At 64.4% G+C, this 23,222-nt stretch carries 19 protein-coding genes; 16 read left to right on the top strand and 3 right to left on the bottom strand.

Going from position 1 to position 23,222, the window contains the following annotated elements:
* The first annotated feature begins 3 nt into the window (after positions 1-3).
* Positions 4-2,607 carry a DEAD/DEAH box helicase gene (locus CHU94_RS09235; protein ID WP_094478957.1) on the top strand — a complete coding sequence of 868 codons (2,604 nt, stop codon included), beginning with the start codon at positions 4-6 and terminating at the stop codon, positions 2,605-2,607.
* An 83-nt stretch (positions 2,608-2,690) separates the two neighbouring features.
* Here the strand turns inward: CHU94_RS09235 and CHU94_RS09230 are convergent, their stop codons facing one another.
* Entirely contained in the window at positions 2,691-3,857 is a 1,167-nt protein-coding gene (locus CHU94_RS09230; protein WP_094478955.1) for an ATP-binding protein, read from the bottom strand.
* Positions 3,858-3,948: 91 nt separating this feature from the next.
* Here CHU94_RS09230 and CHU94_RS09225 point away from each other — a divergent pair, with 91 nt between their 5' ends.
* The 15 genes from CHU94_RS09225 (at position 3,949) to CHU94_RS09155 (ending at position 19,567) form a co-directional block, all read left to right on the top strand.
* Positions 3,949-4,419, top strand: coding sequence for a MarR family winged helix-turn-helix transcriptional regulator (locus tag CHU94_RS09225; RefSeq protein ID WP_094478953.1), 471 nt, complete (start codon positions 3,949-3,951; stop codon positions 4,417-4,419).
* Between the two features lie 111 nt (positions 4,420-4,530).
* Complete coding sequence (locus CHU94_RS09220; RefSeq protein ID WP_094478951.1) at positions 4,531-5,577, top strand: aromatic ring-hydroxylating dioxygenase subunit alpha; 1,047 nt, start codon at positions 4,531-4,533, stop codon at positions 5,575-5,577.
* Positions 5,574-6,542, top strand: a complete 969-nt coding sequence (locus CHU94_RS09215) for a PDR/VanB family oxidoreductase (protein ID WP_094478949.1) — start codon at positions 5,574-5,576, stop codon at positions 6,540-6,542. The genes CHU94_RS09220 and CHU94_RS09215 overlap by 4 nt, the downstream gene beginning before the upstream one ends.
* A 192-nt stretch (positions 6,543-6,734) precedes the next feature.
* Entirely contained in the window at positions 6,735-7,433 is a 699-nt protein-coding gene (locus CHU94_RS09210; protein ID WP_176451978.1) for a FadR/GntR family transcriptional regulator, read from the top strand.
* Between the two features lie 17 nt (positions 7,434-7,450).
* Positions 7,451-8,464, top strand: a complete 1,014-nt coding sequence (locus CHU94_RS09205; RefSeq protein ID WP_094478947.1) for an L-idonate 5-dehydrogenase — start codon at positions 7,451-7,453, stop codon at positions 8,462-8,464.
* 53 nt (positions 8,465-8,517) lie between these two features.
* Entirely contained in the window at positions 8,518-9,486 is a 969-nt protein-coding gene (locus CHU94_RS09200) for a sialic acid TRAP transporter substrate-binding protein SiaP (RefSeq protein ID WP_176451977.1), read from the top strand.
* Positions 9,487-9,497: 11 nt separating this feature from the next.
* Complete coding sequence (locus tag CHU94_RS09195; protein ID WP_094478945.1) at positions 9,498-10,109, top strand: TRAP transporter small permease; 612 nt, start codon at positions 9,498-9,500, stop codon at positions 10,107-10,109.
* A 12-nt stretch (positions 10,110-10,121) separates the two neighbouring features.
* Positions 10,122-11,528, top strand: a complete 1,407-nt coding sequence (locus CHU94_RS09190) for a TRAP transporter large permease (protein ID WP_094478943.1) — start codon at positions 10,122-10,124, stop codon at positions 11,526-11,528.
* Positions 11,525-13,048, top strand: a complete 1,524-nt coding sequence (locus CHU94_RS09185) for a UxaA family hydrolase (protein ID WP_094479372.1) — start codon at positions 11,525-11,527, stop codon at positions 13,046-13,048. The genes CHU94_RS09190 and CHU94_RS09185 overlap by 4 nt, the downstream gene beginning before the upstream one ends.
* 4 nt (positions 13,049-13,052) lie before the next feature.
* Positions 13,053-14,138: a mandelate racemase/muconate lactonizing enzyme family protein gene (locus CHU94_RS09180; protein WP_094478941.1), complete on the top strand. Its 1,086-nt coding sequence runs from the start codon at positions 13,053-13,055 to the stop codon at positions 14,136-14,138.
* On the top strand, positions 14,135-15,346 hold the full coding sequence (gene manD / locus CHU94_RS09175; protein WP_094478939.1) for a D-mannonate dehydratase ManD: 1,212 nt from the start codon (positions 14,135-14,137) through the stop codon (positions 15,344-15,346). The genes CHU94_RS09180 and manD overlap by 4 nt, the downstream gene beginning before the upstream one ends.
* A gap of 8 nt (positions 15,347-15,354) precedes the next feature.
* Complete coding sequence (locus tag CHU94_RS09170) at positions 15,355-16,863, top strand: mannitol dehydrogenase family protein (protein WP_176451976.1); 1,509 nt, start codon at positions 15,355-15,357, stop codon at positions 16,861-16,863.
* On the top strand, positions 16,860-17,819 hold the full coding sequence (locus tag CHU94_RS09165; protein ID WP_303396085.1) for a sugar kinase: 960 nt from the start codon (positions 16,860-16,862) through the stop codon (positions 17,817-17,819). Before CHU94_RS09170 ends, CHU94_RS09165 begins: the two co-directional genes overlap by 4 nt.
* Before the next feature lie 15 nt (positions 17,820-17,834).
* Positions 17,835-18,842 (top strand): zinc-binding alcohol dehydrogenase family protein, encoded by a 1,008-nt coding sequence (locus CHU94_RS09160; RefSeq protein WP_094478936.1) that lies wholly within the window; start codon positions 17,835-17,837, stop codon positions 18,840-18,842.
* Positions 18,843-18,847: 5 nt separating this feature from the next.
* On the top strand, positions 18,848-19,567 hold the full coding sequence (locus CHU94_RS09155; RefSeq protein ID WP_141211432.1) for a YceI family protein: 720 nt from the start codon (positions 18,848-18,850) through the stop codon (positions 19,565-19,567).
* Between the two features lie 93 nt (positions 19,568-19,660).
* Here CHU94_RS09155 and CHU94_RS09150 read toward each other — a convergent pair whose 3' ends face one another.
* On the bottom strand, positions 19,661-20,872 hold the full coding sequence (locus tag CHU94_RS09150) for a VWA domain-containing protein (protein WP_094478932.1): 1,212 nt from the start codon (positions 20,870-20,872) through the stop codon (positions 19,661-19,663).
* On the bottom strand, positions 20,869-23,202 hold the full coding sequence (locus CHU94_RS09145; RefSeq protein WP_094478930.1) for a DUF5682 family protein: 2,334 nt from the start codon (positions 23,200-23,202) through the stop codon (positions 20,869-20,871). Before CHU94_RS09145 ends, CHU94_RS09150 begins: the two co-directional genes overlap by 4 nt.
* Between the last annotated feature and the right edge of the window lie 20 nt (positions 23,203-23,222).

The raw sequence follows: 23,222 nt of genomic DNA, 5'->3' as shown, positions 1-23,222 counted from the left end.
ACCATGAACCGCAAGCGCACACCGCATTTGCCTGCCAACCCCAGCCCCCCGGAGCCCGACGCGGATGGCCCCGTCATCGGCGAGTTCCGCCCCCGCATCACGCTGATGACGCTGGGCCGGGGCGAAGGCCTGCTGGGGCTCAAGCCCCAAGGCAAGTTGGGCCCACGCGGCGACAGCGTGACGCTGGCGCAGTTCGACTGGACGTACCGCACCCCGGCCGGCGACCGCTGGGAGACGCCCGCCCCCAGCTCCATCCTCAACAGCCGCCCGGCGGAGTTTGAAGACCTGTTCGACACCGGCGGCCCGCTGGTACGCCTGCAGCGCAACCTGGTGGCCGAGGCCGACGCCATGGACGCGGTGTGGGACATGGGCTTTATGCCGCTGGCCGACGCCACCCTCCAGTGGCGCAGCCAGAAGCAGCGCCCGCATCTGGGCAGCGTGTGGACACTGCCGCAGGAAGACCACTTTGGCGACTTCTGGGGCGACCAGGTGCCTCAGCTGCAGGCCAAAGGCTGGACGGTGGTGGTGCAACCCGGTTTTGCGCACGAGAGCGTGCCCGTGGAGCGCTGGAAGCTCATCCTCAGCCCCGACACCGGCGAGGTGCTGGGCAAAGAGCTGGACAGCCCCTTGGCCAAACCCGCACGCGGCGTCGAAAAGCTGGCCCTGCTCGGGCGCGAGGGTGAATGGCTGCTGAGCTTGGGCATTGAGATTGACGGCGAGACGCTGGACCTCGCCCCCATGCTGGCCAACCTCATCAAGCGCGACCCGCGCTGGCTGGTCCGCAACTACCTCGACACGCTGGACGACCTGGCCACCGTGTCGCTGCGCGCACCAGGTGGCAAGCGCATCGACGCCGAAGCGGGCCCGCTCAAAGCCATCGTGGGCGCCATGGTGGACTTGCTCACCGACCCGCAACGCATGGCGACCAAGGGCCCCATCCAGCTTGGCGCATGGGAAGCCCGCCGCATCAACACCCTGCGCGCCAGCTTGCTGGACGCCTCGCGCGTAGGCGCACACCAAGGCTGGCAGTTGGAAGGCGATGTGGGCCTGGCCGCGCTGGCCCAACGCCTGCACACCATAGGCCAGCCCCAGCCGGTAGCTGCGCCTACCGGTTTGCAGGTACAACTGCGCCCCTACCAACTCGAAGGCCTGGCTTGGCTGCAATACCTGCGCGCACAACACTTGGGCGGCATCTTGGCCGACGACATGGGCTTGGGCAAAACCGCCCAAGCGCTGGCCCATGTGCTGCTGGAGAAACAGGCTGGCAGGCTGGACCGCCCGGTGCTGGTCGTGCTGCCCACCTCGCTGCTGTTCAACTGGCAGGCCGAGGCCCGCCGCATGGCGCCGGATTTGCGGGTGCTGAACTTGCACGGCCCGGACCGCGCCGCGCTGTTTGCAGCCATGCCCGCGCACGACCTGGTGCTCACCACCTACCCGCTGTTGTGGCGCGACATCGAGGCGCTGGCCGCGCAGCCTTTTCATCTGGTCATTCTGGATGAGGCGCAAATGGTCAAAAACGCGGCCAGCCGCAGCGCCCGCGCCCTGCGCCAGTTGCATAGCCGCCACCGCCTGTGCCTGACCGGCACGCCGCTGGAAAACCACCTGGGCGAACTCTGGGCCCAGTTCGACTGGCTGATGCCCGGCTTTCTGGGCGATCAGCGCAGCTTTGCCGCCCGCTGGCGCAAGCCGATTGAAGAAAACGGCGAAACGGTGCGCGCCGCCCTGCTCGCCCAGCGCGTGCGCCCCTTCATCCTGCGCCGCCGCAAGCAAGACGTGGCCACCGAGCTGCCACCGCGCACCGAAGTCATCCAGCGCGTGCAACTGCAGGGCCGCCAGCGCGAGCTGTACGAGAGCGTGCGCGTTGCCGCCGACAAACAAGTGCGCCGCGTGCTGCAACGCCAGAACTTTGCCGGGGCACAGATCAGCATCCTCGATGCCCTGCTCAAGCTGCGGCAGGTGTGTTGCGATCCCTATTTGGTGAAAGGCAGCGACATCGCGCCCGACATGGAACGCGCCAAACTGCATGCGCTCACGGACCTATTGGTCCCGCTGGTCGATGAAGGCCGCCGCGTGCTGGTGTTCTCGCAGTTTACCGAGCTGCTGGAGCTGATTGCGGATACCTTCTCCGCCCTGCGTCTGCCGTTTTTGAGCCTGACCGGCAACACCTCACCGGGCCAACGCGGCAAGGTCGTGCAGCGTTTTCAAAACCTAGAGGTGCCGGTGCTGCTGGTCAGCCTCAAAGCCGGTGGCGTGGGCCTGAACCTCACCGCCGCCGATACCGTCATCCACATGGACCCGTGGTGGAACCCGGCGGTGGAAGACCAGGCCACCGCCCGCGCCCACCGCATCGGCCAGGACCAGCCAGTGTTCGTCTACAAGCTGGTGGTCGAAGGCAGCATCGAAGAACGCATGCTGGAACTGCAGGCCCGCAAACTCGCCCTGTCCGACAGCGTGCTCGGCCATGACACCGAGGGTGCCGCCAAGTTTGACGAAGCAGATTTGAAGGCCCTGTTGGCGCCGCTAGGCGCGCTCATGGAGCAAGGCCAAAGGCCGGAAGAAGCCGCACGGCGCTGGGGGCGGACGGGGAGCCGGGTGGAAGGGGTTTAGGTATTAAATCGGCCTCTAGCCCTCATGGAATGTGCGCAAGCAGCTACCAAATCAATAGCATATTCATCTCTGCAAGCGCATATTTACAACTTGAGCAGCTTGTGCCGGTCCAGCCAGACTTTGCGCACAAAGGGGTCGGCCACGGTGTAAACGCCGTGGCCCGGGCGGGCAATGAGGTTGGCGCTGATCATGCGGTCGGCCAGGTTTTGCACTTGCGGGGGTAGCACTTGCGAGCCGGTGCGCTCGGCATACGCGGCCAGCGCTTCTTCACCAAACAAACCCGACACACCGGACTCACTACCCTCGGCAATGCGCGCAAAAATGGCTTGGCCCAGTTCGCCGAATTCTTCAATCGCACGCAGCTCCACGTCCGCCGCCACCGAGGCCAGCGTGGCGCAGATGATGGGAAACGCTTGGTCAGCAGGAGTGGACGAAGAGGCGGAGCCAGTTTGCAGTTGCACCAGTGCTTTCAACAATTCCTCAGGCCGGTGACCCATGAGCTGAAACCCCGCCCAAGCCACCGCCACGCTGGGCAGCACCACACCGGGCGTGGTGGCGATGGCGTCCAGCTGCCATTGCACAAAGTCTTGCTCCAACACTTGGTACGCCGTGGTGAGCGCACCGGTGAACGGCTGTGCGCGGCGGGTCGCCATGTCGGTGATCAGCGATTTGTGTGATCCGGTGCCCAAAAACAAGAAATGCCCAGGCGTGCCGGGCTGGGAGTTCACCGCATCGCGCGCTGCTTTAAGGGCGTGCAGGAGGCTGTTGCCGTCTTCGCTGCCTAGCGCTTGCTGCACCTCGTCCACGATGAGCACCACATTCACTTGCGCCTTGGCCACCAGCTCGGCAAACGCTTGGGCCAGCGTGGTGCCGCTGGTGGTGCCCAGGCTATCGAGCTGAAACCCGAAGCTAAAGCCCGCAGCGCCCAGGTTGAGCCCTTTGAACCGCTGCAGCAGCCCGGAGCCGGGGGTTTGCAGCTGTAGCAAGGTATTGCGCACGGCTTCCAACACCAAGGCGGCAGGACTTTTGCTGCGGTCGGCCCATAGGTCTACATAAATGACCAGCGCTCCCAAAGCCTCTAGCGCGGGCACGAGGTCACGGCGCAAGAAAGTGGTTTTGCCTACCCGGCGGATGCCGGATAAAAAGACACCCGAGCGAACGTTCATGTGCAAGGGTGAGGGTTGGAGCAGCTGCTGCGCCATCTGCTCAGCGTAGGTCTTGCGGTGGAAGATCTGGTCGGAGGTGTTCATATTTAGGCGCTTTTAGCTAATTCCGATAATTATCAGTTTCATATAAATTGGTGTAAAGCCCAATATGACTGCTGTTTTATAGTTCCTCTCCATGCCCAACAGCCCCAGCACCGCCCCCATCCCCCTGCAAGCCGAACCCGGCCACCTGATACGGCGGGCGCACCAATTGGCGGTGGGCACCTTTGCCAAGACGCATGGCAAGCAGATCACGCCGGTGCAGTACGCCATTCTTCGTGCCCTGCAGGACACCCCGGGCATCGACCAGGTGACGCTGGCGGACCGGGTGGCGCTGGACACCTCCACCACCGCCGACATCGCCGCGCGGCTGGATACCAAGGGCTGGATCGTGCGGGAACTGCTGCCCCGGCGCCAACGCGCGCTGCGCCTCACGCCGTTGGGCGAGGCGGTGCTGGCCGAAATGTTGCCACGCGTGCAGCCCATGTATGCCCAGTTGCTGGACGCGCTGGAGCCCGCCGAGCGGGACGAGTTTTTGCGCCTGCTGCGCAAGTTTGTGCACCTCAATACGACGGCGGCCGACACCCCGGCTGAGAGCACCGACTGAACCCTGGCAAGGGAAAACCCTCATCCGTACCCCCTAGCCGGGGATTTGACTTGTGTCTATGATTTGCGTCATTCAGCATACTGAATGAAATACTATTAAAGGAGCCGCGCCATGTTCCCTCTCAACACCTGGTACGTTGCCGCCCGCAGCGAAGAGGTCCCAACCGACCGCCCCATGTGCCGCCGTATCTGCGATCTGCCCATGGCCCTGTTCCGCAACAGCGCAGGCGTTGTTGCGGCGGTGGAGGACTTTTGCCCGCACCGCGGCGCCCCACTTTCGCTGGGCAAGGTAGTGGGTGACACCCTGGTCTGCGGCTACCACGGCCTGGCCATGGGCTGCGATGGCAAAACCGTGTCCATGCCCTGCCAGCGTACGCGTGGCTTCCCTGCCATCCGCAGCTTTCCTATCCACGAGGAACACGGCTTCGTCTGGGTCTGGCCCGGAGACGCAACCAAGGCCAATGTGGCCGACATCCCGAAATTTGAATGGCTGGGCAACCCGCAGTTCGGCTATGGCGGCGGGCTCTACCAGATCGCCTGCGACTACCGCCTGATGATCGACAACCTGATGGATCTGACGCACGAAACCTATGTGCACAGCACCAGCATCGGCCAGAAGGAAATTGACGAGGTGCCCTGCCAGACGCGCGTGGACGGCGACCATGTGATCACCGAGCGCTTCATGGAAGGCATTGAGGCGCCGCCGTTCTGGAAGATGGCGCTGCGCATGAACGGCCTGCCTGACGACCAGTTGGTGGACCGCTGGCAGATTTGCCACTTCACGCCGCCCAGCCACATCATGATCGAAGTGGGCGTGGCGCTGCATGGCCATGGCGGCTACAAGGCGCCGGACGAGTTCAAGGCCGCCAGCTGGGTGGTGGACTTCATCACCCCCGAAACAGACACGTCCATCCACTACTTCTGGGGCATGGCGCGCAAGTTCAAGCCGCAGGACGCGGCGCTGACTGCGCAAATCCGTGAAGGCCAGGGCAAGATCTTTGCCGAAGACCAGGAGATGCTGGAGCGCCAGCAACACAACCTGCTGGCCTACCCGGACCGCAAGCTGCTGATGCTGAACATTGACGCCGGTGGCGTGCAGTCGCGCAAAGTGATTGAGCGCATCGTGGCGGCCGAGCGCAATCCGGTAGCGGCAGCATGAGTACCCACCCCACCCTGCAGGTGCGCGTGGCGCGCAAGCGCACCGAGGCGCAAGACATCTGCAGCCTGGAGCTGGTAGCGCTGGATGGCGGTGCCCTGCCCGCCTTCACGGCCGGCGCGCATATTGACGTACACCTACCCAATGGCCTGCAGCGCCAATACTCGCTGTGCAACGCGCCAAGTGAAACGCACCGCTATGTGATTGGCGTGCTGCGCGATGCGGCGTCGCGCGGTGGCTCGGCCGCAGTGCACGACCTGGTAGCCGAGGGCAGCACGCTGACCATCAGCACGCCGCGCAACCTGTTTGCGCTGGAGGCTGCGGCGCCGCACCACCTGCTGCTGGCCGGTGGCATTGGCATCACCCCCATGCTGGCCATGGCCGAGCACTTGGCCGCCACGGACCAATCCTTCGCACTGCACCACTGCAACCGCAGCCGCGCGCGCACGGCGTTTGTGGAGCGGCTGAGCGCAGCGCCGTTTGCCGCCCACAGCCACCATCACTTTGACGACGGCGATGCCGCGCAAAAGCTGGACATTGCCGCCACGCTGGCCAGCGCGCCAGCCGGCACGCACCTGTATGTGTGCGGCCCGCAGGGCTTTATGGACGCCGTGCTGAACGCCGGCCGCGCTGCCGGCTGGCCCGAAGAGCGTTTGCACCGCGAATACTTTGGCGCCGCCCCGGTGGACCATAGCAAGGACGGCAGCTTTGAGCTGGAGATTGCCAGCACGGGCAAGGTGATCAAGGTGCTGCCCGACCAAACCGCGCTGGCGGCGCTGCATGCCGCCGGCATTGACATTCCCATGTCCTGCGAACAGGGCGTGTGCGGCACCTGCCTCACGCGCATCAAGGCCGGTACGCCGGACCACCGCGACCAGTACCTGGAGCCCGACGAGCAGGCTGCGAACGACCAGTTCTTGCCCTGCTGCTCGCGCGCCAGCAGTGCGCGGCTGGTGCTGGATTTATAGTCAAATTGGCACCTAGCCCTCATAGGAACTGCGCGAACAGCTCCTAACTTGATAGCACAAACCGCCTTCTTGGCGGTTTTTTTACGCCTGCAGCACACGCTGTCGGGAAAACCCTAGAACGCCTGTGGCCGGATTCATCCCACAATCCGGCCAACTGGTCAGACCAATTTACCTTTTAGCCAAATCCCCCGCATGCCCTTCCAGCCCATAGAGCCACGCCGGCTGTACCGCCAGATTGCCGATCAGCTGCGCCAATTGATCCAGAGCGGTGAATTTGCGGTAGGCAGCAAACTGCCGGCCGAGCGCGACTTAGCCACCAAGATGGGCGTGTCCCGCCCTTCCGTGCGTGAGGCGCTGATTGCGCTGGAAGTGGAAGGCTTGATCGAAGTGCGCATGGGCTCCGGCATCGTGGTGGTGGGCCGTGAGAGCGTGCGTATGCTGGACAACACCCCCGGTCCGCTGGAAATCATTCGCGCGCGCCAGCTGATCGAATGTGAGCTGGCCGCTCTGGCCGCCAAAAGCACAGACCCCACGCTGGTGCCTGACCTGCTGGAAACCCTGCGCGACATGGAAGCCGACATTGCGGCGCGCACATTGCCCATCCGTGGCGACCGGGCCTTTCACATTCGCATTGCGCAGGCCAGCGACAACAGCGCCTTGCAAGCGGTGGTGACCCAGCTGTTTGACGAGCGCAATGGCCCGCTGTTCACCACCCTGGGCGGCCACTTTGAGCGCGAAGCCACCTGGAAGGAGGCGGTGGACGAGCACCGCGCCGTGGTGCGAGCCATTGCCGCCCACGACTCCGACATGGCCCGCGCCGCCATGAGTGGCCACCTGGACAAATCGCACCAACGTTTCTCGGCCGGCTGGACCACGCCCGCCGAAGCCTAACCCCACCGGACACCACCATGAGCCTTGCCTGCACCCTCAACGGCCCGCTGAACCTGAGCATCGAGCAACTCAGCACCCAGGAGCCAGGCCCCGGCCAGGTGCGCCTGCGCTTGGGCGCTGGTGGCATCTGCGGGTCGGACCTGCACTACTACCAGCACGGCCGTGCCGGCATCTTCGCCATCCGCGCGCCCTTTGTGCCCGGGCACGAAGCGTCGGGTGTGGTGGACGCAGTGGGCGAAGGCGTGACGAAGGTGAAAGCGGGCCAGAAAGTGGCTGTGAACCCGGCCCACCCCTGCGGCGTGTGCCCTGCCTGCCGCGCAGGGCGCAGCAACCTGTGCGAGAAGATGGTTTTTTTGGGCAGTGCGGCCATCTTCCCGCACATCCCCGGCTTCTTCCGCGAGCACTTTGTGATGAATGAAGCCCAGCTCACCGGCATCGACGAGGACGTGAGCCTGGGTGAGATTGCCTGCGCCGAGCCGCTGTCGGTCGGCCTGCACGCGGTGCGCCGCGCGGGTGAAGTGCTGGGCGCTACCGTGCTGGTGACCGGGGCTGGCACCATTGGCTGCATGTCGGTGATTGCCGCGCGCCTGGCCGGTGCCGGCCGCGTGATTGCCTGCGACCCCAGCGAGCGGGCGCGCGAGATGGCCTTGACCGTGGGCGCTGACGAAGCTTTGCCCGATGCCTCCACATGGAAGGGCTGCGTCGATGTAGCACTGGAAGCCGCCGGCCACCCGGCTGCGCTGGCCAGTTGCCTGGCTGCGGTGCGCCGTGGCGGGCGGGTGGTGCAGGTGGGTACGCTGCCCGCAGAAATTCCTTTTCCGGCCAACGACATCATGTCGCGCGAGCTGGACTACGTGGGCGCTTTCCGCGCCGACATTGAATTTGACTGGGCCGTGCAGGCCATTCGCAGCCGGCGGGCTGATGTGCGCCCGCTCATCAGCGCCCAGTTGCCGATCAGCCAATCGAAAGCGGCCTTCGATTTGGCTTTGGACAGAGGCCGCAGTACCAAGGTGCAGCTCGTTCCCGGTTAGACCCCGGTAACGACCCGGCTGCACACCATTCACAACAAGAGGAGACAAAGAGCATGACATTCAAACGCATTTCACTGGCCCTGGCTGCAAGCCTGGTGGTCGCCGCCCCCGCATTCGCACAGACCAAGCTCAAATGGGCCCACGTCTACGAGCCGGGCGAGCCCTTCCATACCGCCTCCGTCTGGGCTGCGCAAGAGATCCAGAAGCGCACCAACGGGCGCTACCAGATTGATGTGTATCCTGCCTCGCAGTTGGGCAAAGAAAACGACATCAACCAGGGCCTGAGCCTGGGCACGGTGGACATCATCATTTCGGGCTCCAGCTTTGCGGCCAAGGCCTTCCCCCGCATCGGTGTCACCTACTACCCCTACACCTTCCGCAACGTGGACCACCTGCTGGCCTACACCAAGAGCGACATCTACAAAGAGCTGACTGCCGGTTACGAGCAAAAGAGCGGCAATGAAATCATTGCCACCACCTACTACGGCACCCGCCACACCACCAGCAACAAGCCGATTGCCAAGTGCGCAGACATGAAGGGCCTGAAGATGCGCGTGCCTGACGTGCCCGCCTACCTGGCGATGCCGCGTGCCTGCGGTGCCAACACCTCGCCGATTGCGTTTGCCGAGGTCTACCTCGCCCTGCAAAACGGCACCGTGGAAGCGCAGGAAAACCCGCTGCCCACCATCGAAGCCAAGAAGTTCTATGAAGTGCAAAAGCACATCGTGCTGACCGGTCACATCGTGGACCACCTGAACACCGTGGTGGCCGGCGGCCTGTGGAAAAAGCTCTCGGAGGCTGACAAGAAGATCTTTACCGATGTGGCCCTCGAAGCCGCTGCCAAGGCCTCCAAGGAAGTGGCTGCGCGTGAAGGCGAGCTGGCTGCCATCTTCCGCAGCAAGGGCGTGAGCGTGACCGATGTGAACACCGGCGAGTTCCGCGACACGGTGCTCAAGAACGTGGCGTTTGAGCAGTTCGGCTACCAGAAGGCTGACTGGGACCGCATCCAGGCCATCAAGTAAGGCGACACGACATGACGCTTCACAGCTCTCTGCCCTTGTCGGGCGGCGCAGCCGAATCACGTCCCGTCGAGACCAGCGCGGAAGCGCTGGTCGCCAGCTTCGCAGAGGCCGACCAGCACACGGTCGACCTCTCGGGCTACGGCGTCGAGGACTGGATTTGCCTGGGCTTTTTCTGGACCATGGCCGGCCTGGTGTTTCTGCAGTTTTTCACCCGCTATGTGCTGAACGACTCGTTTGCCTGGACCGAAGAACTCGCCGTGTACTGCCTGATGCCGGTGGTGTTCATTGGGGCGTCCATGTGTGTGCGCCGGGTGCGGCACATCCAGGTCAACCTGATTTACCGCTACCTGCCGGTACCTGCAGGTCGGGCGCTCTCCACCGCCGTGGATATTGCGGCACTCGCCTTCTACAGCTACGCTGCCTGGCTGGTGGCGCGTTATGCGCTGGCCGTGGACAACGAGCCCATGACCACCATCAACTGGAACAAGAGCCATGTGTACTGGCTGGCCTTTGCAGGCTTTGCACTGATGAGCGTGCGTGCCCTGCAGGTGGGCATAGAGAACTGGCGCCGCGGTTTTTCCGCGCTGCAAAACCCGGGCTTCTTTGACGGCTCGGACGACTGAACGGACCCACCCATGCTGATACTCATTTTTTCTTTTCTGGGCCTGATGCTCTGCGGCCTGCCGGTGGCGGTAGCCATGGCGGGCGGCTCGCTGGTCTATATCTTGGTTTCCGGCACCGTGCCCGACATCGTGCTGGCCCAGCGCATGATTGCGGGCATTGAATCCTTCCCGCTGCTGGCCGTACCCTTCTTCATTCTCGCGGGCAACCTGATGAACATTGCGGGCATCACCAGTCGCATTTACAACTTTGCCGTGGCCCTGGTGGGCTGGATGCGGGGTGGCTTGGGGCAGGTCAACATCATCGGTTCGGTGATTTTCTCGGGCATGTCGGGCACCGCCATTGCAGACGCCGCAGGCCTGGGCTCCATCGAGATCAAGGCCATGAAAGAGCATGGCTACAGCACCGAATTTGCGGTGGGGGTGACCGCAGCGTCAGCAACGCTGGGCCCCATCATTCCGCCCTCTCTGCCCTTTGTGATCTACGGCATGATGGCCAACGTGTCCATCGGCGCCCTGTTTGTGGCGGGCATCCTGCCCGGCCTGTTCATGACCGGACTGATGATGGCTACCGTGGCCTACTTCGCCCACCGCAACGGCTGGGGTGGCGATGTGGCGTTCCACTGGGGTCGCCTGGGGGGCGCCACCCTGGAAATTCTGGTGGTGCTGGCCTTCCCGATGGCCGTATGGCTGGCAGTCAAGGCCGGGGCCTCAGTGAACATGGCAGCAGGCGCCGCGTTTGTGGCGCTGCTGGTGCTGGATTGGCGTTACAACTTCTCCGCCGTGCTGGCCCTGATGGCACCTGTCATCTTGATTGGCGGCATGACCATGGGCTGGTTCACCCCCACCGAAGCCGCAGTGGCCGCGGTGATCTGGGCGCTGTTCCTGGGCCTGGTGCGCTACCGCTCCATGACCATCCGCACGTTGGCACAGGCCACCTTTGAGACCATTGAAACCACGGCCTCGGTCTTGTTCATCGTCACTGCCGCATCCATCTTTGCCTGGTTGCTCACCACCACACAAGCGGCCCAAGCCTTGGCGGACTGGATTCTGTCCATCACCAGCAACAAGTGGGTGTTCCTGCTGCTGGCCAACCTGCTGATTCTGTTTGTAGGTTGTTTCATTGACACGATTGCCGCCATCACCATCCTGGTGCCCATCCTGCTGCCCATCGTGCTCAAGCTGGGTATTGACCCCATCCAGTTCGGCCTGATCATGACGCTGAACCTGATGATCGGCCTGCTGCACCCGCCGCTGGGCATGGTGCTGTTTGTGCTGGCACGCATCTCCAAGCTGTCGGTGGAGCGCACCACCATGGCCATCCTGCCGTGGCTGATTCCGCTGATGCTGGCGCTGGTGGCCATCACGTACATCCCGGCGCTCACCCTGTGGCTGCCGCAGCAGATGGGGCTGACCAAGTGAACCCGATCATCCGCATCCACCCGCAGGACGATGTGGTGATTGCCCGGCAGCAACTGCTGGGCGGCACCCGCATCGAATCGGAAGGCATCACCATCTCCGGCCTGATTCCACCGGGTCACAAGGTGGCAGTGCGCGCCATCGCAGCGGGCGAGCCGGTGCGGCGCTACAACCAGATCATTGGCACCGCTACGCAGCCCATCGCCGCCGGCCAACATGTGCACACCCACAACCTGGCCTTCAGCCGCTTTGACCGCGGCCACACCGTGGGTGGCGATGTGCGACCCGTGGCCTATGTGGACAAGCCCGCTACCTTTGACGGTATCAAGCGCCCGGATGGCCGCGTGGCTACCCGCAACTACATCGGCGTGCTGACCAGCGTGAACTGCTCGGCCACTGTGGCGCGCGCCATTGCAGACCATTTCCGCCGCGACATCCACCCCGAAGCGCTGGCCGCATTCCCGAATGTGGATGGCATCGTGGCACTGACCCACGGTGCCGGTTGCGCCACCGACAGCGAGGGCGAAGGCCTGCAGGTGCTGCGCCGCACGCTGGCCGGTTACGCCCGCCACGCCAACTTTGCCGCCGTCATCGTGGTGGGCCTGGGCTGCGAGACCAACCAGATCCAGGGCCTGCTGGCACAAGAAGGCTTGCGCGAAGGGGCCAAGCTGGTGACCTTCAGCATCCAGGACACCGGTGGTACGGCCAAAAGCGTGGCGCGCGGTATCGAGGTGGTGAAGCAATTGCTGCCCGAGGCCAACGCGGTAAAGCGTGAGCCCGTGCCTGCCAGCCACCTCATCGTCGGCCTGCAATGCGGCGGCTCGGACGGCTATTCGGGCATCAGCGCCAACCCCGGCCTGGGCGCAGCGGTGGACTTGGTGGTGCGCCATGGCGGTACCGCCGTGCTGTCTGAAACCCCTGAGATCTATGGCGGCGAACACCTGCTGTTGCAACGCGCCGTGTCGCAAGCCGTGGCCGACAAACTGGAGGCTCGATTGCAGTGGTGGACCGACTACTGCGCCCGCCATCACGCGGAGATGGACAACAACCCGTCTGCGGGCAACAAGGCTGGGGGCCTGACCACCATCCTCGAAAAATCGCTGGGCGCTATTGCCAAGGGTGGCACCACGCCCATGGTGGACGTGTACGAATACGCGCAGCCCATCAGCGCCAAAGGCTTCGTCTACATGGACACACCGGGCTATGACCCGGTATCGGCCACCGGCCAGGTGGCCGGTGGCGCCAACCTCATTTGCTTCACCACCGGGCGTGGCTCGGCCTACGGCTGCGCCCCCTCACCGTCCCTCAAGCTGGCCACCAACAACGCGCTGTGGGCCAAGCAGGAGGAGGACATGGACATCAACTGCGGCACCGTGATCGACGGCAGCGAGAGCGTGGAGCAGTTGGGAGAGCGCATTTTTCAGGAGATGCTGGCCGCCGCCTCTGGCCGCAAAACCAAGAGCGAGCTGCATGGCTACGGCCAGAACGAATTTGTACCCTGGGCGCTGGGCGCGGTGATGTAACGCTATGCGCAATACGACCATTCAAGAACTTCGCTTTTTTGAGGCGACCTCCACCCTGTCGCAGCCCATTGCCGATGCGACGCACCAGATTCCAGCCATTGAATTCATCGTGGCGGAAATCGTGCTGGCCAACGGCGTGCGGGGCCAGGGCTACCTGCTGGCCTTCCATTACTCCCGCGAAGCCATTCGGGGCGCACTGCGCGACATCGCGCCGCTGGTGCACGGATTCGATGCGGCGGCTACCGGTGAATTTATTGCGCAGGCTGAACGAGGCCACGAGTATTTTGGCCACGAAGGCGTGCAGCGCTGGGCCGTGGGCCTGATCAACATTGCCATGTGGGACGCTTGGGCCCGCAGCCTGGACGCGCCCATGCACCGGCTCTTGGGCCAAACGCGCCGCAGTGTGCCGGTGTATGGCTCGGGCGGCTGGCTGTCCTATAGCGACGCGGAGTTGGTGGACGAAGTGCGCGGCTATGTGGGCCGGGGCTTTGATGCCGTCAAGATCAAAGTGGGCTCGCCCGACGTGCGCCGCGACATGGAGCGCCTGCGCCTGGTGCGCGATGCCGTGGGCCCGCAGGTGCGCGTCATGATGGACGCCAACCAAGGCTGCGACTTGGCCGGAGCCCTGGCCTTGTCGCGCGCGGCCATGCCGCTGGGCATCACCTGGTTCGAAGAGCCGCTGCACCACTACGACGTTGCGGGCTACGCCACGCTGCGCCGCCAGTGCGGCATGAGCTTGGCCATGGGTGAGCGGGAATACGACACCCGCACCCTGCAAGCCCTGATTGCGGCGGACGGCATCGACCTTTGGCAGCCCGACTTGCTGCGCATAGGCAGTGTGGAGGCGTGGCGTGCATCTGCCGCGCTGGCGCAGGCCCACCACCTGCCCGTACTCCCCCACTACTACCGCGACTACGACGTGCCCCTTTTGTGCAGCATCCCCAACGGTCTGGCTGCCGAGAGCTTTGACTGGATCGACGCACTCATCGACACCCCCTTGTCCATTGAAAACGGGCTGGCTCTGCCGCGCGAAGGCGCTGGCTGGGGCTTCCGATTCAAGGAATCGACACTGAAAGAAATCACACCATGAAAATCACTTCCGCCAAAGTCATCGTCTGCGCACCGAGTCGCAACTTTGTCACCCTCAAAATCGAAACCGACGAGGGCCTGACCGGCATCGGCGACGCCACCCTCAATGGCCGCGAGCTGGCCGTGGCCAGCTACCTGACGGAGCACGTCATTCCCTGCCTGATTGGCCGCGACCCGCAGCAGATTGAAGACATCTGGCAGTACCTTTACAAAGGCGCCTACTGGCGCCGCGGCCCGGTCACCATGAGTGCAATCGCCGGCGTGGATACCGCCCTGTGGGACATCAAGGCCAAGGCCGCCAACATGCCGCTGTACCAGTTGCTGGGCGGCAAGAGCCGCACCGGCGTCATGGTCTACGGCCACGCCAACGGCAAAGACATCAGCCAAACCGTGGAAGAAGTGCTGCGCTACAAGGAGATGGGCTACAAGGCCATCCGCGCCCAAAGCGGCGTGCCCGGCCTTGAAAAGGTGTACGGCGTAGGCCGCGGCACCATGTTCTACGAACCTGCCGATGCCGACCTGCCCAGCGAACACGACTGGTCTACCGAAAAGTACCTGCGCCACACGCCCGAGCTGTTTGACAAGGTACGCGCTGCCGTGGGCCCGGAGATTCACCTGCTGCACGATGTGCACCATCGCCTCACCCCGATCGAAGCAGGCCGACTGGGCAAAGACCTGGAGCCCTACCGCCTGTTCTGGATGGAAGACGCCACCCCCGCCGAGAACCAGGAAGCCTTCCGCCTGATCCGCCAGCACACCACCACGCCGCTGGCCGTGGGCGAGATTTTCAACACCATCTGGGACTGCAAGGACCTGATCGAGAACCAGCTGATCGACTACATCCGCACTACCGTGGTCCATGCAGGCGGCATCACCCACCTGCGCCGTATTGCGGATTTGGCCGCGCTTTACCAAGTGCGCACCGGTTCGCACGGCGCCACTGATCTGTCGCCCGTGTGCATGGGCGCTGCGCTGAACTTCGACCTGTGGGTGCCCAACTTCGGCATTCAGGAGTACATGCGCCATACCGACGTGACTGACGCCGTGTTTCCCCATGCCTACAGCTTCAAGGATGGCTTCATGCACCCTGGCGAGGCGCCCGGCCATGGCGTGACCATCGATGAAGCGCTCGCCGCCAAGTACCCCTACCAACGTGCCTACCTGCCGGTCAACCGCCTGCAACACGACGGCACGCTGACCAACTGGTGATACTGAATATGAACCGATTGAATGACGCCACGGTCACGACCCTGCCCGCCGCCGTGGCCCGCCCGGCTTACGACCGCCGGGCGCTGAAAACCGGCATCGTGCATCTGGGCATAGGCGCTTTTATGCGCGCCCACATGGCGGCGGCCACGGAGGCTGCCATTGCTGCTGGGGATTTGCGCTGGGGTATCACCGGTGTGTCGTTGCGCCAGCCCGACACGCGCGATGCGCTGGCGGCGCAAGACGGTCTCTATACCTTGGCGATTCGGGATGCGGACGACCAGGGCCAACCACGCCAACGTTTGCACGTCATAGGTGCCGTACGCAAGCTGCTGGTAGCGCCTGAAAACCCGCAAGCCGTGCTGGATGCCATCGCTGCCGCAGACACCCGCATTGTCAGCCTGACGGTGACCGAAAAAGGCTACTGCCACGACCCGGCCACCGGCACCCTGCGACTGGACCATCCGGACATCGTGTTCGATCTGGCGCACCCCCACGCCCCCCGCTCGGCCATCGGGATCCTGGTGTATGGCTTGCAACAGCGCTACGCCCTGGGCAAGCCCCCGATCACGCTGATGTCGCTGGACAACCTGCCCGCCAATGGGCGCGTACTGCGCTCTGCCGTGCTGCGTTTTGCAGAGCAGGTGAATCTGGACTTGGCCAAGCGCATAGCATCGGAGTGCCGTTTTCCCTGCTCCATGGTGGACCGCATCGTGCCCAAAACCACCGATGGCGACCGCGCAGCAGTCAGCCAAGCGCTGGGACTGGCAGATGCCTGGCCCGTGCTGGGCGAGCCGTTTTTTGACTGGGCCATCGGCGACCAATTTGCTGCCGACCGCCCGGACTGGGCGCTGGGCGGCGCACGCTTTGTGCCCGATGCGGAGCCGTTTGAGCGACTCAAGCTGCGCATGGTCAACGGCACCCACTCCAGCCTGGCCTACCTGGGTGCCATGGCCGGCTGGCAGACCGTGGACAAGGCCATCGCACAGCCCGCCCTGCGCGCGCACATCGAAGCGCTGATGCGCGACGAAATTGAACCCACCCTGCCCGCTTTACCCGGCCTGGACCTGGCGGCCTACCGCAACAACCTGCTGGCCCGCTACGCCAACCCCGCCTTGGCCCACCGCACCCACCAGATCGCCATGGATGGCTCACAAAAGCTGCCGCAGCGCCTGCTGGGCACCTTGCGTGACCGCTTGGCGCGTGGACTATCCGTCACCCGCATGGCCTTGGGTCTGGCCGCTTGGATGCACTATCTGCGCGGCGTGGACGAACTGGGTCAGGCCTACCGCATTGACGACCCGCATGCGACGACACTCACCGCGCTTTACCAGCAGAGCCTCGGTCAGGACGTGAACAAGCAATCTGTAGAAGCAATGCTGGCTTATGCGCCGGTGTTTGGAGACTTGGCTGGTAACGGAACGCTCACCGCCGCGTTGATTCCGCTGTTGCAATCGCTACAGACAGTCGGCGTCGCAGCCACTCTGGAAGCAGTGAACCGCGGGGAGTTGGCAGCGTGAACGACAGGGCAAACGCACTCGACGTGCTGTCCATGGGCGAAACCATGGCGCTGCTGGTGGCACAAGAGCCCGGCCCCTTGGCGGAGGTACATAGTTTCAGCAAGCGTATTGCAGGGGCCGACACCAATGTGGCCATCGGCCTGGCCCGTCTGGGCTTCAAAGTCGGCTGGGTAAGCCGCTTGGGGTCGGATTCATTCGGTAGCTATGTGCGCAAAACGGTGGAGGCGGAAGGTGTGGACACCTCGCAAGTCGAGACTGACCCGCAACGCTCCACCGGTTTCATGCTCAAGTCGCGCAGCGTGGATGGCAGCGACCCATCCATCGAGTACTACCGACGGGGTTCAGCAGCCAGCCAGCTCAGCGTGGCGCACCTGAACACCGACTACGCTTTGCGCGCCCGGCATGTGCACACCACCGGCATCACGCCCGCCCTGTCGCCTGCGGCCCGCGAGCTGGTGGCCCACGCCATGCAAACGCTGCGCACAGCGGGCCGCAGCGTGTCCTTTGACCCCAACCTGCGCCCCAGCCTGTGGCCAGATACAGCCACCATGCGCAACACCCTCAACGACCTGGCCCGCCACGCGGACTGGGTGCTACCCGGTATCGAGGAAGGCAAGTTGCTCACCGGACAGAGCACCCCGGCCGACATTGCCGCGTGGTACCTGGACCGGGGTGCCAAGGCAGTGGTCATCAAACAAGGCGCAAAAGGCGCCTACTTCCACACCGCCAGCGGCGAACAGGGGCAGGTGCCTGGCGTGCCCGTGCCGGTGGTGGTGGACACCGTGGGCGCGGGTGACGCGTTTGCGGTGGGCATCATCAGCGCGCAGCTCGAAGGTCTGGGCTGGCCTCAGGCCTTGCGACGTGCCAATTGGATTGCCTCACGCGCCCTGCAAGTGGTGGGTGACATGGAAGGCCTGCCCACCCGCGCTGAACTCAGCGCACAGAATCTGGAATGAACTAAGGAACCCATCATGCTGACCGTTGTTTGCGAAACCCCCGGCACCCTGCGTGCCCACGACCGCCCCTTACCGCAACGTGCGGCCAACGAAGTGCTGCTGCGCGTCAAACGGGTGGGCGTATGTGGGACCGACCTGCATATCTTCACCGGCAACCAGCCCTACCTGAGCTACCCACGGGTCATGGGGCATGAGCTGTCCGGCATTGTGGAAACTGCCCCCGAAGGCAGCGCACTCCAAACCGGCGACACGGTGTACGTGATGCCCTACCTGTCGTGTGGCACCTGCATTGCCTGCCGGGCCGGCAAGACCAATTGCTGCACCCGCATCCAGGTGCTGGGTGTGCATACCGATGGCGCGTTTACCGAATACCTGAGCGTGCCCCAGCAGTTTGTGCACAAGGCGGAAGGCGTGTCGCTGGACCAGGCGGCCATGGTGGAGTTTTTGTCCATTGGCGCCCACGCCGTGCGCCGCAGCGGTGTAGGCAAAGGCCAACGGGTGCTGGTCGTGGGTGCAGGCCCGATCGGGATGGCTGCGATGATTTTTGCGCAACTGCAGGGTGCGGTCGTCACCGCGCTAGACGGGCGCCAAGACCGCTTGGACTTTTGCACCCAATCACTGGGTGTGGGTGCAGGCGTTGCCTTGGGCGATACCGATGAAGCACAGCTGGCTGCGCTGACGAACAATGAGTTTTATGACGTGGTGTTTGACGCAACGGGCAACCCCAAAGCCATGGAGCGCGGCTTCAAGTTCGTGGCGCACGGTGGCACTTATGTGCTGATTTCGGTGGTGGGGGCGAACATCACTTTCTCCGACCCCGAGTTTCACAAACGTGAAATGACCCTCATGGGCAGCCGCAACGCTACCGCCGAAGACTTTGAGACCGTACTAAAAGCCATGCGCGCCGGGCTGATTCCACAGGCCTTGAATACCCACCGCCTGACTCTGGCCGAAGTGCCCACCAAGTTCCAGGACTTATTGGATCCCAAGGAGGGCGTGATCAAGGCGATTGTGGAGTGCTGAACCACATGGAGCGCCCTAGGCTGCATGGTCTGCTGCTGGTGTGTATCGCCGTGCTGGCGGGGTGCAGCGCTGCACCCACGGGAGTTGCACCAGCGGATGCCGCACCACCAATTGCAGCAGCGCAGTCGGTTGCCGCATCGTCCCCGGCCAAGATGTACCAGGTGGACCCTGCAGCCTCCACGCTACACATCTTGGTCTACCGTGGTGGCCCCATGGCCCGGCTGGGCCACAACCATGTGGTGAGTTCGCAGAACCTGCAAGGCCGTGTGTGGCAAGGCGCTGCGCTGGAAGACGCGGGCTTTGAGATCACGGTGCCGGTGAATGAACTGGTGGTGGACGACAACGCAGCACGCGCCGCCGAAGGCGAAGACTTCCCCGCCAACATAAGCGAAGACGCCAAACAAGGCACCAAGGCCAATATGCTGCGCGAAACCTTGCTGGACGGTGCGCGTTACCCGGAGATTCGCATCACCTCGGTGAGGATACAGGGTGACGCCAAGGCGCCCGTGGTCATCGCGGCGCTGCGCATACGCGACCAGACGCGCCAGGTCACCGTGCCGGTGACGCTGCAGACCACCGATGGGGGCCTGCGGGTCACCGGTGGGTTCGAGATCAAACAAAGCGACTTTGGCATCACCCCGCTGAGCATTGCCATGGGGGCACTGCTGGTGGTGGACACGGTCAAGATCAAGTTTTCATTACTGGCCACAGGCAGTCATTTTTGAACAAAAACGACCTCTAACCCTTGTGGAGTCTGCGCAAGAAGCTACTAAATCAATAGCAAAAAAACACCCCACTTCACGACAACACCAGTCCCCCTAGCCGACTGGCCGGCTCGTCTTGATGCCCTGCCCCGCGGCCCACGCACCCACATCGTCCCGCCGGATGGCGGCCGCCATCAGGCCGGGAAAGGCATCGGGTGTGCAAGCAAAGCTGGGGACGCCCAGCGCGGCCAATTTCGCGGCCAGTTCGCGGTCGTAGGACGGCGCGCCTTCGTCGCTCAGGGCCAGCAGTGTGATGAACTGCACGCCGGCCTCCACCAGCTCTTGCGCGCGGCGCAACAGGCCGGCTTCGACACCGCCTTCGTACAGGTCAGAGATCAGCACCAGGATGGTGTTGCGCGGCTCCTGGATGATGCTTTGGCAATAACCCACCGCGCCATTGATGTCGGTGCCGCCGCCCAGTTGCACGCCAAACAGCAGGTCCACCGGGTCGTCCAGCTTCTCGGTCATGTCCACCACCACGGTGTCAAACACGACAAGCTTGGTGGCCACGGCCGGCAGGCTGGCCATCACGGCGCCGAAGATGCTGGAGTAGACGACCGAGGCCGACATGGAGCCGCTTTGGTCGATGCACAAAATCACCTCACGCTGCGGCCTGCGGGCCTTGCGGCCATAACCCACCAGGGTTTGCGGAATGATGGTGCGGTAGTCCGGCTGCCAGTGCTGCAGGTTGGCGCGCAAGGTGCGGTTCCAGTCGATCTCGGCGTGGCGCGGGCGGCGGTTGCGCTGGCTGCGGTTCAGAGCCCCGCTGACGGCGCTGCGCATGGGCTCCTGCAGGCGCTCCAGCAGTTGGTCCACCACGGTGCGCACCACCTGGCGCGCGGTGTCCTTGGTGCCATCGGGGATCACGTTTGAGAGCGCCACCAGATTGGCCACCAGATGCACGTCGGCATGGGCGGTCTCCAGCATTTCGGGTTGCAGCAGCATCTCACGCAGGTTGAGGCGCTGCATGGCGTCGTGCTGCATGATTTGCACCACCGAGCTGGGGAAGTATTTGCGGATATCACCCAGCCAGCGCGCCACGCTGGGCGACGAATTGCCGCGCCCGCCTTTGCGTTTGCCCAGGCCATTGGCGCCTTCGGGTTCATACAACGCGGCAAGCGCCTGGTCCATTTCGCGCAGACTGCCGCTGGCGGCACCGCAACTAGCATCGGCCTCGCCACCCAGCACCAGGCGCCAGCGTTGCAGGCGGTCCGTGTGCTCCACGGGTGCGGCGGAGGTAGTGTCGGAATCTGAGGATGTGGTCATGCAGGCAGTCCTAACAATAGGCGCAAGGTAGGCACCGGCAGCGCGGCACGCACCGCATCGCCTTCGCTGGCAACAACCACAGGCGCGACCTTGACGCCCTGCGCCGCACGCGCACCCAGCTCACGCCGCTCCGATTGCGAAAAGTTCGCAAAGCTGCGGCGCAGCAGCGGCACGACTTGCAGAAAATGTACATCCGCCAGATCGGCCAGCCATGCGTCGACCAAACTCCACACGGCCGCATCGTGCAACAGCACCATGGCGTTGCGGTTCAAGAATCCATCCAGCCACTGCGCGGCCTCTAACGGCAATGCGCCGGCCGACAGGTTGCGCGACAACTGCACGGCCGCCTGGGTCTGGTCGATATGGCCGGCATCCATCAGCAAGCGGCAGCACAGGCCGCGCAGCAGCGCGTGGCATGCGTCGCCTACTGCGATCTGCTGCAAGGCCTGCTGCCAGGCTTGCGTGGGCTCCGCACTGTCGCGCAGCCCCACTGCATCGTGTGCGGGCAGCAAAGTCTCGCGCAATGCCTCTGCGGCGCTGTCGTCCAGGCTGTGGCAGGCCAGCGACAGGCCGATGGCGCCGCGGGTGATCAGACCGTCCAGAATTTTTGCCAGCAGGTCGCCATCCATCTGGCGCACGCTGCCGTAGCGGAACACGCGGGCCAGCGGTGGCACCGCGCTGATGAGCTGCACCGCGTCGCCGGTGATGGCGGCTTGGGTTTGCAAGGCGTGGCTCACCGCTTGCACCGCCGTGCCCAGGTCGGCCAGCAACACGGTGTCCACCAGTTCGGCCAATGCGTCCAGGCGCGTCAGCGTGGCGCACTGCTCGGCCACGCAAGCATTGGCCGCCAGCTCCACCGTGGGGCCGAAGCGTGTGGCCTCGATGATGCGCAGCGCAAACTCGGGCTGCCATTGCAGGCGCCAGGTTTCGCGGAAGGTGCCGCGGTTGGCGCGGTCGCTGCGGGCGGGTTCCCCCCAGGGGATGGACAGCAAGCGCAGGCGGTGCAGCAGGTGGCTGCGGGCCAGGTCGTTGGCAGTACGCAGGTCCAGGTCCAGCGTGCGCTCCAGCGCCTCGGGCTTGAGGCGCAGGCTCTTTTGCGCCTGTTCGATGTCGCGTTGCAGCGGCACGGCGGGCACCTCGGGCGGCACCTGGCCCATGCGGTCGCTCACCGTCAGCGCGCGGTGGATCAGCTCCAGCGGGGCCGACGCGCCCATGCAGACCACGGTGCGCACGGCTTCGTTCAACTCTTCCAGGCCCGGCTCGGTACGGCCGCGCAGCGCGGCCAGCGTGTCGGACAGGCGCGAGGCTTCGATAATGTGGGCTGACGAGCAGTCCAGCTGGTGCGCACGCAGCAAACGGGCTACGCGGGCCAGCCAGCCGCTGGCGCGCGAAACCACCGCACGCGATGGCTCGGCATCACCACCGCCCTGGCTGCGTTGCCACAGGTAGTCGTACCAGCCGGGGGAATCTACTCCGGCGCCATAACCGCTGGCCCAGGTCAGGTGGCGGTAGGTCCAGGGCACCCAGGTGGCGCTGACCTTGATCTTGGGCAGGCCCTTGAGCAGGGCCGCATCGGCCTTGGCCGTGTGTTTGGCTTGCAGTGCGGGCACGTGCCAGGCGCCGCAGACCACGGCGATGCGCGCATGGCCCTGGCCCACAGCCTCGCGTATGCACTGGCGCATATGGGCTTCGCGCTGCACCTCGCGCTCGGCGGCGCGTGGGCCGCGGGCGTCGTCGGGCCAATCTTCGCGCAGCGCGGCCATGGCTTCGTGGATGGCGGCAAACAGGTCTTCGCTGTCGCCGCGCTCTTCCACCAGTTGGTTCCACCAGCTCTCGCCATCGGCAAAGCCGGCCGCGTGGGCCAGCGCGTCCATGGGATCATGGTGCTGCGGGAAAACGGCCTCCACAGCAGATTCCAAGCCTTTTTCGGCACCAGCCCCCGTCACATCTGCGCCGGCAGCTATCTTTTCAATAGCATCTTCTTTTTCACGGTACACCTTGTTTTGCGCCAGTCGCACTGCTTGCGGCAGGTCGATAAAGCGGGTGGGAATGCCGCGCTGCACGCCGTGTTGCAACGCCTGCCATTCGGGCGAGAACGCAGCGAAGGGGTAGAAGGCGGAGGCGTGCGTGTCGTCCGGGCTGTGCACCAGCAGGGCCACCGGTGGCTGCAGGCCGGCGTGGGTCACAAAGGGCAACAGCCCATCGGCATCGGGCGGGCCTTCGATCAGCAGACAGTCGGGCTGCAAGGCGGCCAGCGCAGCGTGCAGGCTGCGCGCGCATCCCGGGCCGTGGTGGCGTATGCCGAAGTAGTGAACGGTGGAATCTTCCATCACACAAGGCGGTGCGGGGT

Source organism: Rhodoferax sp. TH121 (assembly GCF_002251855.1).
In the GTDB taxonomy this organism is placed as follows: Bacteria; Pseudomonadota; Gammaproteobacteria; order Burkholderiales; family Burkholderiaceae_C; genus Allorhodoferax.
The sequence above is the reverse complement of the archived record's forward strand: the minus strand, read 5'-3'. Positions and strand labels throughout refer to the sequence as shown.

What these genes read in the sequence shown, in the direction of transcription:
- CHU94_RS09205 (WP_094478947.1), top strand. Translation starts at nt 7,451, where the DNA reads ATGAGCCTTGCCTGCACCCTCAACGGCCCGCTGAACCTGAGCATCGAG.
- CHU94_RS09215 (WP_094478949.1), top strand. Translation starts at nt 5,574, where the DNA reads ATGAGTACCCACCCCACCCTGCAGGTGCGCGTGGCGCGCAAGCGCACC.
- CHU94_RS09210 (WP_176451978.1), top strand. Translation starts at nt 6,735, where the DNA reads ATGCCCTTCCAGCCCATAGAGCCACGCCGGCTGTACCGCCAGATTGCC.
- CHU94_RS09235 (WP_094478957.1), top strand. Translation starts at nt 4, where the DNA reads ATGAACCGCAAGCGCACACCGCATTTGCCTGCCAACCCCAGCCCCCCG.
- CHU94_RS09155 (WP_141211432.1), top strand. Translation starts at nt 18,848, where the DNA reads ATGGAGCGCCCTAGGCTGCATGGTCTGCTGCTGGTGTGTATCGCCGTG.
- CHU94_RS09180 (WP_094478941.1), top strand. Translation starts at nt 13,053, where the DNA reads ATGCGCAATACGACCATTCAAGAACTTCGCTTTTTTGAGGCGACCTCC.
- CHU94_RS09225 (WP_094478953.1), top strand. Translation starts at nt 3,949, where the DNA reads ATGCCCAACAGCCCCAGCACCGCCCCCATCCCCCTGCAAGCCGAACCC.
- CHU94_RS09230 (WP_094478955.1), bottom strand. Translation starts at nt 3,857, where the DNA reads ATGAACACCTCCGACCAGATCTTCCACCGCAAGACCTACGCTGAGCAG.
- CHU94_RS09195 (WP_094478945.1), top strand. Translation starts at nt 9,498, where the DNA reads ATGACGCTTCACAGCTCTCTGCCCTTGTCGGGCGGCGCAGCCGAATCA.
- CHU94_RS09170 (WP_176451976.1), top strand. Translation starts at nt 15,355, where the DNA reads ATGAACCGATTGAATGACGCCACGGTCACGACCCTGCCCGCCGCCGTG.
- CHU94_RS09190 (WP_094478943.1), top strand. Translation starts at nt 10,122, where the DNA reads ATGCTGATACTCATTTTTTCTTTTCTGGGCCTGATGCTCTGCGGCCTG.
- CHU94_RS09200 (WP_176451977.1), top strand. Translation starts at nt 8,518, where the DNA reads ATGACATTCAAACGCATTTCACTGGCCCTGGCTGCAAGCCTGGTGGTC.
- CHU94_RS09145 (WP_094478930.1), bottom strand. Translation starts at nt 23,202, where the DNA reads ATGGAAGATTCCACCGTTCACTACTTCGGCATACGCCACCACGGCCCG.
- CHU94_RS09220 (WP_094478951.1), top strand. Translation starts at nt 4,531, where the DNA reads ATGTTCCCTCTCAACACCTGGTACGTTGCCGCCCGCAGCGAAGAGGTC.
- CHU94_RS09150 (WP_094478932.1), bottom strand. Translation starts at nt 20,872, where the DNA reads ATGACCACATCCTCAGATTCCGACACTACCTCCGCCGCACCCGTGGAG.
- CHU94_RS09160 (WP_094478936.1), top strand. Translation starts at nt 17,835, where the DNA reads ATGCTGACCGTTGTTTGCGAAACCCCCGGCACCCTGCGTGCCCACGAC.
- manD (WP_094478939.1), top strand. Translation starts at nt 14,135, where the DNA reads ATGAAAATCACTTCCGCCAAAGTCATCGTCTGCGCACCGAGTCGCAAC.